We start from the raw sequence: 19211 nt of genomic DNA, 5'->3' as shown, positions 1-19211 counted from the left end.
GGCGGCTCGCAGGTCCGCTCAGGTTGAGGTGAAACGCTCAGGGGGCCGGTGCAGGCTGATTTGCGCGTCGTAGATCAGGTTCACCAATTCCACGATCATGATCGCCGACAAGCCCCAGATCTTGTACTCGCCAAAACGATAGCTGGGCACGTACCAACTGCGGCCCTGGTAATCGATACGGTGGGTATGTTCGCGCGGGTCCTGGCGGAAGAACGCCAGCGGCACGTTGAACACCGCGGCGATCTCGGCGTCATTGGCGCGGTATTCGACGAAATCGGGAATGATGCCCACGAAGGGCGTGACCTTCAGGCCATGCTTGGACACCAGCGGGCTCAAGGGCCCCAGCACCTCGACCAGGCCCGGCGGCAGGCCGATCTCCTCCTCAGCCTCGCGCAGGGCGGTGAAGACCAGGTCCGGGTCCTCGGGGTCGCGGCGGCCACCAGGGAACGCCACTTCGCCGCCGTGAGTGGAAAGACCCTTGGCGCGCAGGGTCAGCACCAGCTCGGGCTCGTCACTGCGGGTAATGGGCATCAGCACGGCAGCCTCGGGAAAACGACGATCGGTCTCCAGGGTCCGTGGCCTGTGGCTGCTCATCCGACGCAGTAGCTCGTCCAGCATGGTCTCTCTCTTTTCGATGCCCTGGGGCAATCATGCACCAAACCCGCGCCCTGCCCAACCCCCTTGCTCGACGCGCCCGCTGGCGCCAAGATAGGCGCAGCGAACAGGAAACCCGAGATGAAATTCTGCAGCCAGTGCGGCAACCCGGTCAGCCAGCTCATCCCCCAGGGCGACAACCGCCTGCGGTACGTGTGCGGGCACTGTGAATTCATTCACTACCAGAACCCCAATATAGTCGCCGGTTGCCTGCCCGTGTGGGGCGATCGCATCTTGCTGTGCCGGCGCGCCATCGAACCGCGCCGCGGCTACTGGACCCTGCCGGCCGGCTTCATGGAAAATGGCGAGACCCTGGAGCAGGCCGCCGCCCGCGAGACCGACGAAGAAGCGTGCGCACGCGTGCGCCAACTGGCGCTGTACACGCTGTTCGACTTGCCGCACATTAGCCAGGTCCACGTGTTCTTCCGCGCCGAACTGGCCGACCTGGATTTCGCCGTCGGCGAGGAGAGCCTGGAGGTACGCCTGTTTGCCCAGCACGAAGTCCCTTGGGCGGAGCTGGCTTTTCCCACGGTAAGCCGTACCTTAGAATGCTACTTTGCCGACCGCCAGGGTCACGACTACCCGGTTCGCAATGAATATCTGCCGCCGCTGCACGGGCTGGCGCAGACCTGAACCCGACCGTGTCACGCGGCACCGGCGCAAGCGGGGTGCGTTTACCTGCAGGATTGATCGTTAAATGCGCTGGTTGCTTGCCCTCTTCTGTCTGTCGTTCGCCACCGTGTCCTCGGCTGCCTTCACCGTCACCATCGAGAAAAAGCCGGTGTCGCAATTACCCGGCAACGTCATCGACCCCGTGCATGGCGTGACGCCCAGCGTGCCGAGAAATCTCGCCAACGCCGTGGTCGACAAGGTGCTGGTGATCAAATCGGCGCACCAGTTGCAATTGCTCAGTGACGGCCAGCCGCTCAAGACCTACCGCGTGTCCCTGGGCAAGCGCCCGCGCGGGCCCAAGGAGTACGAGGGTGACATGCGCACCCCCGAAGGCTTCTACTGGCTGGACTGGCGCAAGGTCAGCGACCGCTTCAACCTGGCCATCCACGTTTCCTACCCCAACACCACCGACGCGGCACGCGCGCGCAATGCCGGCGTCCCGGCAGGTGGCATGATCATGATCCACGGCACCCCGGACAGCGAGGACTACCCCGAGTGGTATTTCAACAGCCTGGACTGGACCGACGGCTGCATCGCCATGAAGAACCAGGACATGCGCGAGCTGTGGAGCATGGTCAAGGACGGTACCCTGATTGAAATTCGCCCTTGAGGGATACCGCCGACTCCCTCGCGCCTTGAACAAAATGGAACGATAGTTCCGGATTCGTCCTACATAAATCCTGGATGCATCTGAATTCGAACGAGTGTGTAAATAGGTAAATTCTTCCTTACCGGATGTCTTTACCCACTCAGAAGAATAACAAGATGCGCGCACTTCTCCGCCTGCTGACCTGCTGCACCCTGCTGGCCTCCACGGCGCAGGCGGACGAAACCCTGCGCTGGCTGGACCAGCAGCGCCGCGAGCGCGACGGCCTGGAACGTGACGAGCGCCTGCGCCAACTGCAACGCCAGGCCCCGGTGCCGCCGCCCCTGCCCCAGCCGAGGGCCGAGGACCGCGAAGTGGCCTGCTGGTCTCTGCCCGGCCTGCGCTTGCGCGGCAACCGCCTCATCGCCGACCCGGCCCTGGCCCGGGAAGTAACGCCCCACCTGCGTCCGTGCATGGACGTGGGCGCCATCCGCCAGGTGCTCGCCGCCATCACCCACGCTTATGTGCAACGGGGCTACATCGCCGCCCGCGCCTACCCGGCCGGGCCGCCAGTGGCCGGGGAACCGCTGGAGATAACGGTGGAGGAAGGTTTCGTCGAGTCCATCGAGCTGAGTGATGACAGCCTGCCGGTGTCGCTCAAGAACGCTTTCCCCGACTTGCTCGGCCGGCCGTTGCACCTGCCGGCCCTGGAGCAGGGCCTGGACCAGCTCAACCGCCTGCGCAGCATCGACCTGCAGGCGCAGATAGCACCGGGTGAACTGCCAGGAGGGTCGCGGATCCTGCTGGTACCACGCGGGCACCAGGCTCGCTGGGGGCTGGGCGTTCGATACGGCAATGGCGGCGACCGGTTCACCGGCCGCCATGGCGTGAACCTGGTGGTCAGCCATGACAGCCCGCTGCACCTCAACGATTCGCTGCAGGTGGGCCTGTTCCGCACCGCCGGTGCCGACCCCAGTCATACCACGGGCCTGGGCCTTTACTACAGCGTGCCTTATGGCCCCTGGACCCTGGGCGCCAGTCTGGCGCGCAGCCAGCAGATCGCCTTTGCGCCGGTCAACCGCACCCGCAGCGAAGCCCGGGGCGCCAGCAACAGCCTGCGCCTGAACCGGACCCTGTGGCGCAACCAGCACACCCTGATAGGCGCCGGCCTGCGCCTGACCCAGAAGCACCAGGACCGCTGGATAGCGGGCCGCCACTACACCCGCGCCGATGACCAGTTGACCAGTGCCAGCCTGGACCTGAACGTGCTGTGGCTGGGCCGGGCCACGTGGAGCGGGCAACTGGGCTACGACCACAGCCTGCCCTGGCTCAGTGCAACCGCCCGCCCGCACCAGCGCTGGCGCGCGGCGGTCATGCGTACCCGGGCATGGCCAGCCAAGGGCTACCCCTGGCGCTGGGACAGCAGCCTGGAGGCGCAGTACAGCCCCCACCCCTTGCCCGCCAGCGAACAGGCGCTGCTGAGCAGCCCCAACAGCGTGCGCGGTTTTCGCGACAGCAACATTGCCGCCAGCAGCGCCCTGGTCTGGCGCAATAACCTGGGGGTGACCCTGCCGCTGGGCCAGGGCCTGACGCTGACGCCCCAGGTGGGCCTGGACTACGGCCGCGGCTGGGGCACCTACATCCGCGAACAACAGTACCCCGCCCTGGCCGCCCTCAGCGGCGGCGCCCGCCTCGGCTGGCCAGGCGGTGAACTGACACTCGAATATCGCCATGCCATGGTGATCAAGGACGGCCCTCCCTCAGAGCCGGGCTTCTGGAACACGGAGCTGAAACTGGACTTCTGACTCATCGACAAAAGAGATAACAACGTGAATCAGCACGCCTTTCGTTTTACCCTCAACCCCCTGGGCTGGGCCATTGCCAGCGCGTTGCTGGGCTACAGCCTGCCGGCCCTGAGCGAGGGTGTGACGCCCGTGGCCGGGCCGGCAGGCATGCCCGTGGTCGCCGACCATCAGGGCATCCCTGCGGTGGACATCGTCCGGCCCGATGCCCAGGGCACGTCACACAACCGCTTCGGTGACTACAACGTCGACGCCCAGGGCCTGGTCATCAACAATGCCCTGCAAGGCGGACAGTCGCACTTGGGGCCGGCGCTGGAGGCCAACCGGCACTTCCAGGGCCAGGCCGCCAGCGCCATCGTCTTCGAAGTGACGGGCATGAGCAGCTCGCGCATCGATGGCGCCCAGGAGATATTCGGCCAGCGTGCCGATTACATCCTGGCCAACCCCAACGGCATCAGCGCCAACGGTGCCAGCTTCATCAACACCAACCGCGCCACTTTCCTGGTGGGCATCCCGGAGCTGGAGGATGGCCGTATCGTACGCCTGGCTGCCGGCCATGACCAAGCGGTACTGGCGGTCGGTGAAGGAGGCATCAGCAACCCCCAGGGGGCGCTGGAGTTGATTACCCCGGTTATCGATGGCCGCGGTGTATTGAGCAGCCGCGACGCACTGGACATCACCTTGGGGCACAACACCCTGGCCTATGCCGACCGTGCGCTGCTGCACACCGCCGCTGCGACGGCTCCTCCCGTCGACGCTCACCTGCTGGGGGCCATGCGCGCAGGGCGCATCAACATCGTCAGCACCGCAGAAGGCGCCGGGGTGAAGATGCCCGGCACTCACCTGGTAGGCCGCGAAGGCGTGGCCATCAATGCCCGGGGCAACGTGCAACTGGGAGAGGGCGTGGTCAGCGCGGCCCAGGGCGATGTGCACCTGACCACCAGCGCTGACATGCGCCTGACCGCCGTCAAGGTCAAGGGCGAAAACATCGACATCACGGCGGGCAAGGCATTGCGCCTGGACACCCGCACCCGCGAGCAAGTCAGCCGAGACCACGAGCAGCATGACCGCAAAGCCTGGTTCATCCCCACCGAGGAGTACTCCAAGCGCACCACCACGACCACCCGCGAGCACCTGGCCACCGACCTGCAGACACCGGGTGACGTGCGCCTGGCGGCCGGCACCTCGCTACATGTGAGCGGCGCCACCGTCAAGGCCGGCAAAACCCTGACCCTGGAAAGCAAAGGCACCACCACGGTTGAAGCGCTGGTGGACAGCAGGGAGGTGTTCGAAACCGTGCGCCACCGCAAGCACCTGTGGCGCGGCGACAGCAATACCACCGACACCCACCAGACCCTGCGCCCCACCGTGCTGGAGGGGGGCGTCGTCAACGTCGACAGCGTCGGTGACGTGACCATCGTTGGCAGCCGCCTGCACAGCCAGGGCGACGGGACACTGCGCACCGCGGGGTCAGCGACCCTGGACAGCCAGGCACTGACCGGTACGCAGCGCAAGGCCGACTACCGTGGTGACCTGGCGGGCGGTTTCTTCTTCGGCAAGACCGCCAACGACAACAGCACCCAGGTGAACCAGAAAGGCAGCGAGATGCAGTCGGCGTCCAACCTGCGTGTTGAAGTGGTCGACAAGGCCGTGCTGACCGGTTCGCGCCTCGAGGCCAAAGGCTCGCTGAACGTCACGGCGCCCAAGGGCATCGAGCTGCACCCCGCCATTGAAACCGAGCAGCACAACCGCCAGGCGCGCCAACAAGGCTTTGCCGTTGATGCCGGTGAAACCAAGCTGGCGGGCGATGGCAAGGACAGCAGCAAGCAGTACTACGCCGAGGTTGGCTACAAGGTGGAAAACACCGAAAGCGACCGCGCCACCCGCACGCCGCTGGGCGCGGAAATCAAGGGCGACACGGTCAACCTGAAAAGCGACGGCATCGTCAAGGTGATTGCCGGCAAGGTGCACAGCGAAACCGGCACGCACGTCGAGGCCCCCGTCCAACAGTTTCTTGCCGGCCAGGCCACGAAACATGAAGCCAGCACCACCACCGTCGGCGATGGCGCATTGCGGGTGACCGGCGGGATGGATCGCGCCGGCAGCAGCTTCGACGGCGGCTATTCGAAAACGGCCCTGACGCGTGACGAAACGAGCGCTGTCGGTACCGTCATGACCAGCAATGGCACCCAGTCCCTCAAAGGCGACACACTCACCCATGAGGGAACCTCGATGGCCAGCAAGGGCAAGACCCGACTGGCGTTCCAGCAGGCCAGCCACCTGGCGGTAACCGACAAGGTGACCACCGAAGAACACCGCCAGACCACCCGCGGCTCGCTCGGTGCCAGCGTTGAATACACCGACATCACCCGGCCAATCGAAAAAGTGGTGAAGGGCGAGGACCAGAGCCGCTTCCAGAACCAGGCCGTGGAAGACAACCTGTACGCCCCCAGCCTGGGCGCCGACCTGATGGTCAGCCACCTGCAACGCGACAGCGTCAAGGTGGACGAAACCGCCAAGGTGGCGAAGATCAGCGGCACCGAGGTGCAGGTCGAGGTGGCTGAGCGCCTGAAAGACGTCGGCACCCATTACCAGGCCACCGAGGGCAAGGTACTCATCACCGCCGGCAACCATGACCAGGCGGCTGCGGTGACTCGCACCAGCGACAGCCTCAAGCGTCTGGATGTGGATGTTCGCACCCGGCTCGACACCAACACCGGGGCTGACCTCAACGTGAAAGTGGTTGGCAGTGGTGGCTCCATCGACAAACAGGCTCACCAGCAGACGACCGTGCCGAGCCTGATCGAAGGCAAGGCCGGTATCCAGGTACAACTGGGCACTGACGGCCGCTACGAGGGCAGCCGCTTCAATAGCACGGCGGGCGACATCAGCCTCAAGGCCGGCGGCACCGTGGCGCTGGAACAGGCACGGGATCAGCAAAGCATTCAGGAAACCACCCTCAACGGTTCATCATGGGCCAAGGTGGGCAGCGGCGCCGACATCGGCAAGAGCGGCGGGGGCAGCGTGATTGGCAAATACACCACAGCCAGCACCACCGACAGCCAGGGCCATGGTGCACGGATAAACACCCCGGGGGCGGTAAGCATTGGCGCCGGCAAGCAGGTGCTGATGGAGGGCACCGCCGTGGGCAGTGCTGAACAGCAGGTTGCCAGTGTCGATATCAAGGCCGGCGGGCGCGCGCAGGTCAGCGCCACCACCGACACCCACCAGGCCAGTGGCAGTGTCTATGGCGGCGGTGTGCAACTGAGCGTGGCCGGCAAGGCGCCGTCGGGCGCCAAGGGCGGCGGCGTGGGGGCAAGCCTGGAGCTTGCGCGCACCGATGAGCAGAGCACAACCGCCACAGGGTCGCACTGGCAGGTAGCGGGCCCGGTGCAGGTCGCGGCGGGCGCCAGCGACGATAAGGCCATCGAGATCAAGGGCCTGACGCTGGACGCCAAGCGCCTGGTGCTGGACGCCAGCAAAGGCGGCCTGGCCATTACTGCGGCCACGTCCGAGGAAAAGCGCGACAACCGCAGCGTGGGCGTGGGCCTGAGCCTCAACGGCGCCACCGCCACCGAATCCACCAAGGGCAACAGCGCCATTCACGGCCGCGTCACCCTGGGGCTGGACAAGTTAGCGAGCACCACCCACGCCAATAGCTCGTTGCGGAGCGAATCGCTGCAACTCGATACCCGGCGCGATGCCTTGCTGAGCGGCGTGCAAGTGCACGCCGACACCATCAAGGGCACCGTCGCCGGCGACCTGGTGGTGGAAACCCGCCAGGACCAGGTCAACGGCTACAAAGTGGCAGTGGACGCCCGGCTCAACGCCGACCAGAACCCGCAGGGCCTGCTCAACGGCGCCAGCGCCCTGGCCGGGCCGGCGGCCGGCAAGATTCCGACCAACGTCGCCAAAGGCATCCAGAAAGCCGACCCGGGCTTCGCCCCTACCCTGCATCTGGACGTGAGCAAGACCGCCCGCGATACCGCTAGCGCCCAGACCGTGCTCAACGGCCGCGAAGGCATCGCCCTGGCCGTCGAAGGCAACACGCAACTCAATGGCGCCCTGCTGGCCAGCGCCCGCGGCCAGGTCGACCTGGGGAGCAGCGCAGTCAACACCCGCAGCCTGAGCGGCAGCGATCACGTGTTCGGCATTGAAGGAAAACTATCGATCGTGCCGGAGGAAATGACCCAGAACCTGCTCAATGCCTTCACTGGTCCACAGGACAGCAAGGACCAGACCTCGGACCTGGGGCTGATTCGCACCAAGGGCCATGATCGGGAGCAGACATTGCAAGGGGGAATAAAGCACAAGGAAGGCTGACCTGACGATGGCGCAGTGGCCGCCACACGGCCGCTGCTTCAGGTGCAGGTTCAGATATCGGCGAGGCGCCAGGCTTCGTAGGCGGGCGTCTCGTAGGGGTGGCTGCGCTTGAGCGCCGCCACCACTGCTTCGATCAAATCATCAGCCACCACCAGCTCGACCTTCCACTCCTCTACCCGTTCCAGTTGTCCGCTCTGCCCCAGGAACGGCGTTGCACCGTCCCTGGGGCGGAACTGCCCCTGGCCCAGGGCCTGCCATGCGCAACTGTCGTAGTCGCCGATGCGGCCGCCACCGGCGGCAAACACGGCGTCCTTGACAGCCTCCACATGGCTGGGCGGGACGAAGAAGGCGAGCTTGTACACGGCCTCAGTTCACCCAGACGCGCGCGTTGCGGAACATGCGCATCCACGCCGCGTCTTCGTTCCAGTCATCCGGACGCCACGAGTTCTGCACGGCACGGAACACACGCTCAGGGTGCGGCATCATGATGGTGACGCGCCCGTCGCGGCTGGTCAGGCCGGTAATCCCGCGCGGCGAGCCGTTCGGGTTGGCCGGGTAGGCTTCGGTGACCTTGCCGTGGTTGTCGACGAAACGCAGTGCCACGCAACCCGAGACATCAGCTTCGATCAGCGCCTGCTCGTTGGCGAACTCCGCATGGCCTTCGCCGTGGGCTATGGCGATCGGCATGCGCGAACCGGCCATGCCCTGCAGGAACACCGAGTTGGACTTCTGCACCTCGACCATCGCCACGCGCGCTTCGAACTGCTCGGAGCGGTTGCGCACGAAGTGTGGCCAGAACTCGGTGCCCGGGATCAGCTCATGCAGGTTGGACATCATCTGGCAACCGTTGCACACACCCAGGGTGAACGTGTCGTTGCGTTCGAAGTACTGCTGGAACGCATCACGGGCACGGGCGTTGAACAGCGCCGACTTGGCCCAGCCTTCGCCCGCACCCAGCACGTCGCCGTAGCTGAAGCCACCACAGGCCACCAGGCCCTTGAACTCGTTCAGGTCGACGCGGCCCGCGAGGATATCGCTCATGTGCACGTCGATGGCATTGAAGCCGGCGCGGTCGAACGCGGCAGCCATTTCCACCTGGCCGTTGACGCCCTGCTCGCGCAGCACGGCAACCTGGGGACGAACGCCTTTCTTGATGTACGGCGCACTGATGTTGTCGTTGACGTCGAAGCCCAGCTTGACGCTCAGGCCCGGGTTGTCTTCTTCCAGCAGGGCGTCGAACTCCTGGTCCGCGCACTCGGCGTTGTCGCGCAGGCGCTGGATCTGGTAGCTGGTCTCGGCCCACTGGCGCTGCAGCAGCCGGCGGTCGCCCTCGAACAGCACATCGCCATTGAAGCTGATGCTCACGTGGCCATTGTTCACTGGCTGGCCGATCACGGCCACACAGTCGCCCAGGCCGGCAGCGCTGAACTGCGCGAGGATGTCGGCGGTGGCGTCCTGGCGAACCTGAATCACGGCGCCCAGCTCTTCGTTGAAGAGGATGGCGTTGATCTCGTCCCGGCCATGGGCCAGGGTGTCCAGTTGCAGGTCCAGGCCACAGTGGCCGGCAAAGGCCATTTCCATCACGGTGGTCAGCAGGCCGCCATCGGAACGGTCGTGGTAGGCCAGCAGATGGCCGTCGGCGTTCAGGCCCTGGATCACGGCGAAGAACGCCTTCAGGTCTTCCGGATCGTCGACGTCCGGGGCAGCCTTGGCCAGCTTGGCGTGGGCCTGGGCCAGGATCGAGGCGCCCATGCGGTTCTGGCCACGGCCCAGGTCGATCAACACCAAATCGGTCAGGCCCTTGTCCATGCGCAGTTGCGGGGTCAGGGTCTTGCGAATATCGACCACCGGGGCGAAGCCGGTGATGATCAGCGACATCGGCGAGGTCACGCTCTTCTCGGCGCCTTCGTCGCTCCAGCGGGTCTTCATGGACATGGAGTCCTTGCCCACCGGAATGGTCAGGCCCAGCTCGGGGCACAGTTCCATGCCCACGGCCTTGACCGCGTCGTACAGGCGCGCGTCTTCACCTGGGTGGCCCGCGGCGGACATCCAGTTGGCCGACAGCTTGATGTCGGAGATTTTCGCGATGGACGAAGCGGCGATGTTGGTCAGCGTCTCACCCACCGCCATGCGCGCCGATGCCGGGGCATCGAGCAGCGCCAGCGGCGTGCGCTCGCCCATGGCCATGGCTTCACCGGTGTACACGTCGAAGCTGGTGGCGGTGACGGCGACGTCGGCTACCGGAACCTGCCACGGGCCAACCATCTGGTCGCGGTTGACCAGGCCGGTGATGGTGCGGTCGCCGATGGTGATCAGGAAGCTCTTGCTGGCCACGGCCGGGTGGTGCAGCACGCGCTCGATGGACTCGCCCAGGTCGAGCTGGGCCGGGTCGAAGGCATCGCCCAGCTCGCTTTCGCGCACGGCCGAACGGTGCATGCGCGGGGCCTTGCCCAGCAGCACTTCCAGTGGCATGTCCACGGCGTTGTTGCCGAAGTGGCTGTCGGTCACGGTCAGTTGTGGCTCGGCAGTGGCCTCGCCGACGACCGCGAACGGGCAGCGCTCACGTTCGCAGATAGCCTGGAAGCGCTCGAAGTCGGCAGCGTCGACGGCCAGCACGTAGCGTTCCTGGGATTCGTTGCTCCAGATTTCCAGCGGCGCCATGCCCGGTTCGTCGTTGGGCACGTTGCGCAGCTCGAAGCGGCCGCCACGGCCACCATCGTTCACCAGTTCCGGGAAGGCGTTGGACAGACCGCCCGCGCCCACGTCGTGGATGAAGCTGATGGGGTTCTTGTCACCCAGCTGCCAGCAGCGGTCGATGACCTCCTGGCAGCGGCGTTCCATTTCCGGGTTTTCGCGCTGTACCGAGGCAAAGTCCAGGTCGGCCGAGCTGGTGCCGGTGGCCATGGAGGAAGCAGCGCCGCCGCCCAGGCCGATGAGCATGGCCGGGCCGCCGAGCACGATCAGCTTGGAGCCGACGGTGATCTCGCCTTTCTGCACGTGTTCGGCGCGGATGTTGCCCATGCCGCCTGCGAGCATGATCGGCTTGTGGTAACCGCGCACTTCTTCACCGTGCGGGGTGTCGATGGCCTGCTCGAAGGTCCGGAAGTAGCCGGTCAGGGCCGGGCGACCGAATTCGTTGTTGAACGCGGCGCCGCCCAGCGGGCCATCGATCATGATGTCCAGCGGGGTAACGATGCGCTCGGGTTTGCCGTAGGCCTTTTCCCAGGGCTGTTCGAAGCCCGGGATGTTCAGGTTCGATACGGTGAAACCGGTGAGGCCGGCCTTGGGCTTGGCACCGCGGCCGGTAGCCCCTTCGTCGCGGATCTCGCCGCCAGAACCGGTGGAGGCCCCAGGGAATGGCGCGATGGCGGTCGGGTGGTTGTGGGTTTCCACCTTCATCAGGATGTGCACCGGCTCCTGCACCGCGCCGTACTGGCGGGTCTCGGGGTTCGGGAAGAAACGGCCGGCCACGCTACCGACGATGACAGAGGCGTTGTCCTTGTAAGCCGACAACACGCCTTCGCTGTGCATCTGGTAGGTGTTCTTGATCATGCCGAACAGGCTTTTTTCCTGGCTCTGGCCGTCGATGTCCCAACTGGCGTTGAAAATCTTGTGACGGCAATGCTCGGAGTTGGCCTGGGCGAACATCATCAGTTCGATGTCATGGGGGTTGCGCCCCAGGCCTTCGAAGCTCTTGACCAGGTAGTCGATCTCGTCTTCGGCCAGCGCCAGGCCCAGCTCGACGTTGGCCTTTTCCAGCGCGGCGCGGCCGCCGCCCAGCACGTCCACCGCGGTCAGTGGCTTGGGCTCGGCGTGGCTGAACAGGCCGGCGGCCTCTTCCAGCTTGCTCAGCACCACCTGGGTCATGCGGTCGTGCAGCAGGCCGGCGACTACCTGAGCGTCGTCGTCGCTGAGTTCACCGGCAACATAAAAGGCAATACCACGTTCCAGGCGCTGGACATTGCCCAGGCCGCAGTTATGGGCGATATCGCTGGCCTTGCTCGACCATGGCGAAATGGTGCCGAAGCGCGGCATGACCAGGAACAGGCGGCCGTTGGGCTCCTGTACCGGCACGCTCGGGCCGTACTTGAGAAGACGAGCAAGGACTTGCTGCTCGTCAGCGGACAGTTCACCGGACACTTCGGCGAAGTGGGCAAATTCAGCGTACAAGCCACTAACAGCGGGGACTTTCTGGCTCAGTTGCTCGAGTAATTTACCGTGGCGAAAGGCAGAAAGGGCAGGAGCGCCGCGCAGGATCAACATCGTCGGGACAGCCTCAGGAAGGGGTGTGCTTAGAGGCCGTGCATTCTAGCCTAAACCGCCGCCGCAGGCACCCAAAACGCTACTGACGGCGCAAGCCGGGCGTCGGAGGGCATATCCTGTCTCCAGAGTCAAATATTTCCGACCTCCAGAGCGCCTGGCAACGTGCCTGCGTGGAGACCGGGAATACGAACCCGCGCTTGCGCAAATTGCCTAGCAGACTCGCGCGATGCTGTCGAGATATGGCGCCCGACCCGCTTTGCGTATACTGCACCCATGCATTCAAAGACTGCCTCACGCCCGCGTTATGCCAAATGGCTGATCGCTACCGGTCTACTCCTGTTGCTCAGCGGCTGCGTCGACAAACCCAGCACGCTCGAGCGAGTCAAGGAGGACGGGGTATTGCGCGTGATAACCCGCAACAGCCCCGCTACCTACTTCCAGGATCGCAACGGCGAAACCGGTTTCGAGTACGAATTGGTCAAGCGCTTCGCCGATGACCTGGGGGTGCAGCTGAAGATCGAGACCGCCGACAACCTCGACGATCTGTTCAACCAGGTAGGCAAACCCAACGGCCCGGTGCTGGCCGCCGCCGGCCTGGTCAGCGATGACCAGCGCAAGGCGCAGGTGCGTTTTTCCCACCCCTACCTTGAAGTGACCCCGCAGGTCATCTACCGCAACGGCCAATCCCGCCCCACCGATGCCGCCGACCTGGTCGGCAAGAAGATCATGGTGCTCAAGGGTAGCAGCCACGCGGCACAGTTGGCCGAGTTGAAAAAGCAGAATCCCGCCATCCAATACGAAGAGTCCGACGCGGTCGAAGTCGTTGACCTGCTGCGCATGGTGGATGAAGGTCAGATCGATCTGACGTTGGTGGACTCCAACGAGCTGGCGATGAACCAGGTCTACTTCCCCAACGTACGGGTGGCCTTCGACCTCGGCGACGCCCAGCAACAGCGTTGGGCCGTGGCGGCGGGCGAAGACAACAGCCTGCTCAACGAAATCAACAGCTACCTGGACAAAGTGCAGAAGAACGGCACCCTGCAGCGGCTGAAAGACCGCTACTACGGCCACGTGGACGTGCTCGGCTACGTGGGCGCCTACACCTTCGCCCAACACCTGCAGCAACGCCTGCCGCACTTCGAGAAAAACTTCCACGCCTCGGCGAAGAACGAACAGGTGGACTGGCGCCTCCTGGCCGCCATCGGCTACCAGGAGTCCATGTGGCAGGCGGACGTGACGTCCAAGACCGGGGTGCGCGGGCTGATGATGCTGACCCAGAACACTGCCCAGGCCATGGGCGTGTCCAACCGCCTGGACCCGAAACAGAGCATTGAAGGCGGCGCCAAGTATTTCGCCGTGGTCCGCGATCAGCTCGACGACAAGATCACCGAACCGGACCGCACCTGGTTCGCCCTGGCGGCCTACAACGTCGGCAGCGGCCACCTGGAAGACGCCCGCACCCTGGCGAAGAACGAGGGCCTGGACCCCAACAAGTGGCTGGACGTGAAGAAAATGCTGCCACGCCTCTCGCAGAAACAGTGGTACAGCAAGACCCGCTACGGCTACGCCCGCGGCGGTGAGCCGGTGCATTTCGTCGCCAACATCCGTCGTTACTACGACATTCTGACCTGGGTAACCCAGCCGCAACTGGAAGGCGGTCAGGTGGCCGAAAGCAACCTGCACACGCCTGGGGTGAACAAGGACAAGCCGGCGCAGGACAATCCTTCGCTCTAGCTTTGGCGCGGGAGCTGGCGGCCAGCTTCCATTCCCAATCTTTGCTCCTCCGCTAGCCCTTGGCCCTGCGCGCTTTGAAGAACGCGCTGAGTATTGCCCCGCACTCCTCGGCCAATACTCCACCCTCGATCAGTACCCGATGGTTGAGAAACCCCTGGGTAAAGAACTGCCCCTGGCTCTGCGCCACCCCTGCCTTCGGCTCCAAGGCGCCGTACACCACGCGGCTGACCCGCGAATGCACGATCAGCCCCGCGCACATGCTGCACGGCTCCAGCGTCACATACAGGGTACTACCCGGTAGGCGATAATTGCTCACCGCCTGGGCCGCCGCGCGAATGGCGACCATTTCGGCGTGGGCGCTGGGGTCGCTGCCACTGATCGGGCAGTTGAAGCCTCGCCCGATGATTTCACCGTCGTGCACCAGCACGGCGCCCACCGGCACCTCGCCCATGGCCGCGCCCTGGGCCGCCAGGGCCAGGGCCTCGCGCATGAAGTGCTGGTCGCGGCTGCGGTCGATGATCTGCGGTTGACGCATTTTCACACCACCTCGATCGCAGCCATCAGGCCGGTTTCCATGTGGTCCACCACATGGCAATGAAACATCCACACCCCGGGGTTATCCGCCACCAGGGCCACCTGGGCGCGCTCGTTGCGGCCCAGCAGGTAGGTGTCGGTGAAATACGGCACGACCTTGCGGTGGCTGGAACCCAGCACCTTGAAAGTCATGCCGTGCAAGTGGATCGGGTGCTGATACTGGCTCATGTTCTTCAATTCGAAAATATAGCTCTTGCCCAGCGCCAGCCGGGCGATGGGCCGGTCGGCGCAGGTCTTGTCGGTGATGTCCCAAGCCTGGCCGTTGATCTGCCAGAAGCTGGGCGGGCGGCCATTATCCCCTGCAACTGACAGCGAGCCCACCCATTCGAAGTTGAAAAGCAGTTTTTCCGCGCGGGCCAGGTCCGGCTCGGCCACCGGGTTGGGGGGCAGCGCCGCAGGCCAGTCGCCGGCGGGCAGGCTGCTGGCCACCGACCGCAGGGTACCCAGGCGCACCGGGCCGTCGCGCAAGGCAATCTGCGCGCCAGCCGCTGGCATCTTCACCGCCACGCAAGCGCGCATGCCGGGCCCCAGCCAATATTCCTTGCCGAAGTCGCGGGGCTCGATGGGGTTGCCGTCCAGGGCATACAACCGAGCCTGGGGGGCGCCCCGGAAGTTCACACGGTACGTGGCGCTGTTGTCGACATTGAGCAGGCGCACCCGAACGATCTGCCCCGCAGGCAAATCCACGGTTCCCTGGGGCACGCCATTGATCGTCGACAGGCGCCCCAGGGTGCCATTGCGCGCCGCTTCCCGCGGCACGCTGAACGGCAGGAACGCACCTTGCTCGTCCACATGCCAATTCTTCAGGCACAGGGTAGCCTCGTGGCTGAAACCGCTGGGCGCTCGCTCTTCAACGATCAACGGCCCCACCAACCCGCGTCCCAGTTGCTCCGCACTGGCCAGGTGGGGGTGGTACCAGAAGCTGCCCGCATCGGGCACCCGGAACCGATAATCGAAATATTCCCCCGGGAGTACCGGCAACTGGGAGACGTGGGGCACGCCATCCATCTCCAGCGGCAGGCGGATGCCATGCCAGTGAATCGTGGTGGGCACCGGCAAGCGGTTGATGAAGCGCACGCGCAACCATTGGCCTTGGCGCACCCGCAGTTCGGCGCCAGGGACCGAGCCACCGAATGCCCAGGCCGGCGTGGCAACACCGGGGACCAGTTCAATATCCAGGGGCGCGGCTATCAGCTCATAGTCGGCGACCGCCTGATCGCCACGCCGCCCCAACCAGTAGCGGGTCCCGGTGCCCGCCGCGACGCCGACCACCGCCAACCCGCTGAGGCCCACGAGTATTTGCCGACGGGAAAAGGACATGCCGAACACCTGGCCATGAGAAAAGGGCTCACACCATACACCCGCGTCCGGCCCGGTTCCCGCCGCTGAAACAGTTTGAAAAACTACTCCGCTATATAGCTACCACCGCGCGCTCATGGCGGCTGCCACCTTACTCGCTCACCTACCATCAGGAGCGAGCCAATGACTGATTCGGTCGATACATCCGCCGCCCGAGAAGCGCTCAAGGCGCTTGCCCGGTCCCTGGCGCCGCAGTGCCCGGACCTACGCGAGCAGGCACGCAGCATCAGCCAGTCCATTTTGCAACAACACGGCCAAGGGCACCTGGAGCCCGACCATGTTTGGTTCCACCGTTGGGACAATGCCCACGCCAGCCCCAGGACCTTCACCGGCTGGGAGCACCGTGGTTGGCCCCGCGAATCACTGACCCTGCCGCAACTGGTCATGCACCGGTTCTACCCCACCGATCAGGACAACGCCGATAACCTGCAGCAGATGGCCGGGTTCTATGACTGCGGGCCCCATGGCGGGATCCACGACGAAAAAACCGAAGTACGGCTGCTGCCCGCCGATGTCCTGAACAGCTTCTGGGCCATGGATTTCAAATCCCGCTACGGCCGCCAGCTGGATAGTTTCTGGCAACACAACACCGGCAACTACCGCACCCTGGCAAAAGCCAACTACCTGGCCAGGGCACTTCAGGCACTGGACGCCAAGCACCTGACGCTCAACGAGTTTCACGTCGTGGTGCACGCCGTCGCCGGCGATATCTCCTGGCCAGTGACGTTGGATACCCTGACCAGCGAGGGCAAGGCAGATACCCGCCACGGCCTGAAGGTCTGCGCCTTCGACATCGGCGGCCACGTGGCCACGGATATCCTGCGCATCGTTGCCCCCGACGGCTACCAATACCTGTACGTGCCCGGCGATACCGTCGCTTTCCATGTGTTCGAGACCTGGCGGGACCTGTACTGGTGGGTCATCAACGAAACCAACCAGGCAGAGAACCGTGCACGGTTCCTGAGCCATTTTTCCAAGCAATCCCAAGGTGAGTCCGACGACGACAGCCAGGGCGTGAATCATTTGCTGGACTTGCTGGTGTACGGCTGGGGCAACCATGCCAAGCCCGTCAATACCCAGGACAAGGCGCTGACCCAGGACGCCTTCACCTACCTGGCCGCCGCCATGCGCACACGCATGCATGCCGACGCGGACCACTGCCTGGTTTCCAACGCCCAGATCCGCAAGCAGATGTGGATCGGTTACCTGGACACCTTTGGCAAGACCTTTGGCGGCATGGCCGCGGTCGACTGGCCGGTTTCTCTGGCACTGGTGGGCGCCAGCCTGGCCGACATGGGGCTCAACATCGACCAGGCCGTGCACGCGCACACCACGGCCGAACGCAAGGCGGGCATCCTGGGGGCCGTCCTCAACGGCATCGACGTGCTGTTCAACGGCGCCTTCCTGGTCACCGAGGCCGGCGCCGCAGTCGCTGAGCTCAAGCCGCTGGAAGGCGCAGTAACGGCGACCAAAGTCGAGGCCAGTTTGCCCACCCCACTGAAGCCGACCGCTGAGGACGTGCTGCTCAAGCCGTTCGAAACCAACGAAGTTCTGGCGGGCGCCCCCGACCTCGCGGTGGAGGGCAAGCTGCGCGGCATCCAGTTCAATGCCCAGGGCGATACCTGCGTCGAGATCCAAGGGCTGACCTATCAGGTACGCTTCGTCAAGGAGATGAACACCTGGGTCATCGTCGACCCGGCGAACCCGTTCTCGTTTTACAAGAACGTGCCGGTACGGCTGACCCCCGAAGGCACCTGGACGCCCCTCGCCCCCGGTTCGCTCAAGGGCGGCGGCAAATTCTTCGGCAAATTGCCATGGGGAATGGGGGCCCGGTCTACCGAGGCGGCCGCCCTGATCCCCGAATACCCCTACGAAGTGCCCAAGGCACACCGCGCGGCCCTCAAGGAAGCAGCATCGGACGCCTGGAAGTCCCGCAAGATCATGGAGGGCTACCACAACCTGGGCAGCGAAGCAGAAGCGGCCGGTGTCGCTATCAATTCGCGCGAAAAACTGGCGGCCGACGCCCAGGCCTTCTTCAAGGCCATCGACCTACCTCCACGCCCTCAGATACCGACCCTTGCGGAAAACGCCAGCGAAAGGGAGATCATCACCCACCTGCTGACTGAGTCCCCCGGCATCGTGATCGGCGAGGCCCATAACTGCATCGCCAGCAAGCGATTCCTGATCGAGAACATGGAGCTGCTGGCCAGTCAGGATGTACGCACCCTGTACATGGAGCACCTGTTCACTGATTTCCACCAGGCCGACCTGGAGGCCTTTGCCCGCACCGGAAAGATGTCGGATCAGCTGAGCACATACCTGGGCGGCCTGGACGAGGGGCACCTGACCGACCCCAGCGGCCGTTACAACTTCACGGCCGTGGTGCAGGCCGCGGCCAAGCATCACGTACGCATCCAGGCCATTGACTGCCTGCCCAGTTATTACATGGGCGGCCTCGAAGCGCGCGGCGTTTTCAACCCACGCATCAAGATGATGAACTTCTACGCCAACAAGGTCATCCGTGCCGAACAACGGATTCGAAACGGGGGTAACTGGGTTGCCCTGGTTGGCAGTGCACACGCCAACACCTATGAGGGCATCGCGGGTGTCGCCGAACTGGAAGGCGCCATCGGGCTACGCATTCAGGACCCCGCCCCCGGCGGCTTCCAGGGTCTCAAGCCGGACCCCGGCGCGGTTGAATCAGGGGGGCTGATGGGGAGTGATCGCCGCGTCAAGAGTGACCTGGTGTATTACGGCGGCAAAGTCCCGACGCCCTCCGTCGCCCCGAGCTTCGAGGCGCGCCTGCCCAACCCGGGGATGTTCGCGATCGACGCCACCACCATGGACATCGTGCACCGCAGCCGTGAAGGCGTCCTGGTGCGTACACCGATCAAGCGGGACGGTGTGCACTATTACATCCAACGCCCCCAATGGTCGTTCCTGCATGACCGGCGGTTCGACAGCGTCAATGAGTTGGCCAAGGGCCTGAAGATGGTCGGGCTCAAGTGGACCCCATGACAGCAGCCGCTGCGGGGCTGGCCCCCGCAGCGTTTCCCGCCTTGGGCTGGAGGCGATTGCCACCGCTGTCAGGCAAAGAGCCATTAGCCCATCTGCCCTAATTGATGCTCACGGCCCTTCGACATTAAATGCCGTCAAACCGAGGGTCTTCGTCGGGGCCGCTCATCCGCCCAAGTCACGACCCTCGCCACCACGACCCAGGAAGG

The 19211-nt window shown here is 64.8% G+C and carries 11 protein-coding genes; 6 read left to right on the top strand and 5 right to left on the bottom strand.

Features of this window, described 5'->3' with window-relative positions; genetic code table 11:
- Positions 1-18: 18 nt before the first annotated feature.
- Complete coding sequence (locus HWQ56_RS05865) at positions 19-618, bottom strand: CoA pyrophosphatase (RefSeq protein ID WP_158154823.1); 600 nt, start codon at positions 616-618, stop codon at positions 19-21.
- Between the two features lie 117 nt (positions 619-735).
- On the opposite strand from HWQ56_RS05865, the gene HWQ56_RS05860 reads away from it, so the two are divergent.
- The 4 genes from HWQ56_RS05860 to HWQ56_RS05845 all read left to right on the top strand — a co-directional run bounded on the left by HWQ56_RS05860 (position 736) and on the right by HWQ56_RS05845 (position 8037).
- The gene (locus HWQ56_RS05860; protein WP_158154822.1) at positions 736-1287 is read left to right on the top strand and encodes an NUDIX hydrolase; all 552 of its coding nucleotides are present in this window, start codon (positions 736-738) and stop codon (positions 1285-1287) included.
- Between the two features lie 64 nt (positions 1288-1351).
- Positions 1352-1936: a L,D-transpeptidase family protein gene (locus HWQ56_RS05855; protein ID WP_158154821.1), complete on the top strand. Its 585-nt coding sequence runs from the start codon at positions 1352-1354 to the stop codon at positions 1934-1936.
- A gap of 155 nt (positions 1937-2091) precedes the next feature.
- A complete protein-coding gene (locus HWQ56_RS05850) occupies positions 2092-3717 on the top strand; it encodes a ShlB/FhaC/HecB family hemolysin secretion/activation protein (RefSeq protein WP_176570007.1) in 1626 nt (541 codons plus the stop codon).
- A gap of 24 nt (positions 3718-3741) precedes the next feature.
- Positions 3742-8037 carry a two-partner secretion domain-containing protein gene (locus HWQ56_RS05845; RefSeq protein WP_176570006.1) on the top strand — a complete coding sequence of 1432 codons (4296 nt, stop codon included), beginning with the start codon at positions 3742-3744 and terminating at the stop codon, positions 8035-8037.
- A gap of 50 nt (positions 8038-8087) precedes the next feature.
- Here HWQ56_RS05845 and HWQ56_RS05840 read toward each other — a convergent pair whose 3' ends face one another.
- Positions 8088-8399 carry a YqfO family protein gene (locus HWQ56_RS05840; protein WP_158154818.1) on the bottom strand — a complete coding sequence of 104 codons (312 nt, stop codon included), beginning with the start codon at positions 8397-8399 and terminating at the stop codon, positions 8088-8090.
- Positions 8400-8403: 4 nt separating this feature from the next.
- On the bottom strand, positions 8404-12300 hold the full coding sequence (gene purL, locus HWQ56_RS05835; protein ID WP_176570005.1) for a phosphoribosylformylglycinamidine synthase: 3897 nt from the start codon (positions 12298-12300) through the stop codon (positions 8404-8406).
- Positions 12301-12573: 273 nt separating this feature from the next.
- Here purL and mltF point away from each other — a divergent pair, with 273 nt between their 5' ends.
- Entirely contained in the window at positions 12574-14034 is a 1461-nt protein-coding gene (gene mltF / locus HWQ56_RS05830) for a membrane-bound lytic murein transglycosylase MltF (RefSeq protein ID WP_158154816.1), read from the top strand.
- A gap of 52 nt (positions 14035-14086) precedes the next feature.
- On the opposite strand, the gene tadA is transcribed toward mltF, so the two are convergent.
- Positions 14087-14569 carry a tRNA adenosine(34) deaminase TadA gene (tadA, locus tag HWQ56_RS05825; RefSeq protein ID WP_176570004.1) on the bottom strand — a complete coding sequence of 161 codons (483 nt, stop codon included), beginning with the start codon at positions 14567-14569 and terminating at the stop codon, positions 14087-14089.
- Between the two features lie 2 nt (positions 14570-14571).
- Positions 14572-15948, bottom strand: coding sequence for a multicopper oxidase family protein (locus HWQ56_RS05820; RefSeq protein ID WP_176570003.1), 1377 nt, complete (start codon positions 15946-15948; stop codon positions 14572-14574).
- A gap of 162 nt (positions 15949-16110) precedes the next feature.
- Here HWQ56_RS05820 and HWQ56_RS05815 point away from each other — a divergent pair, with 162 nt between their 5' ends.
- Positions 16111-19005 carry a membrane-targeted effector domain-containing toxin gene (locus HWQ56_RS05815; protein WP_158154813.1) on the top strand — a complete coding sequence of 965 codons (2895 nt, stop codon included), beginning with the start codon at positions 16111-16113 and terminating at the stop codon, positions 19003-19005.
- Positions 19006-19211 lie beyond the last annotated feature (206 nt).

Origin of the sequence: Pseudomonas eucalypticola (genome assembly GCF_013374995.1) — a bacterium.
GTDB lineage: Bacteria > Pseudomonadota > Gammaproteobacteria > Pseudomonadales > Pseudomonadaceae > Aquipseudomonas > Aquipseudomonas eucalypticola.
Note: the sequence above shows the minus strand (reverse complement) of the source record. Positions and strands in the feature narration are given on the sequence as shown.

Excerpts from the sequence above, each read along its gene's own strand:
- HWQ56_RS05865 (WP_158154823.1), bottom strand. The coding sequence starts at position 618 with ATGCTGGACGAGCTACTGCGTCGGATGAGCAGCCACAGGCCACGGACC.
- HWQ56_RS05860 (WP_158154822.1), top strand. The coding sequence starts at position 736 with ATGAAATTCTGCAGCCAGTGCGGCAACCCGGTCAGCCAGCTCATCCCC.
- HWQ56_RS05855 (WP_158154821.1), top strand. The coding sequence starts at position 1,352 with ATGCGCTGGTTGCTTGCCCTCTTCTGTCTGTCGTTCGCCACCGTGTCC.
- HWQ56_RS05850 (WP_176570007.1), top strand. The coding sequence starts at position 2,092 with ATGCGCGCACTTCTCCGCCTGCTGACCTGCTGCACCCTGCTGGCCTCC.
- purL (WP_176570005.1), bottom strand. The coding sequence starts at position 12,300 with ATGTTGATCCTGCGCGGCGCTCCTGCCCTTTCTGCCTTTCGCCACGGT.
- mltF (WP_158154816.1), top strand. The coding sequence starts at position 12,574 with ATGCATTCAAAGACTGCCTCACGCCCGCGTTATGCCAAATGGCTGATC.
- tadA (WP_176570004.1), bottom strand. The coding sequence starts at position 14,569 with ATGCGTCAACCGCAGATCATCGACCGCAGCCGCGACCAGCACTTCATG.
- HWQ56_RS05820 (WP_176570003.1), bottom strand. The coding sequence starts at position 15,948 with ATGTCCTTTTCCCGTCGGCAAATACTCGTGGGCCTCAGCGGGTTGGCG.
- HWQ56_RS05815 (WP_158154813.1), top strand. The coding sequence starts at position 16,111 with ATGACTGATTCGGTCGATACATCCGCCGCCCGAGAAGCGCTCAAGGCG.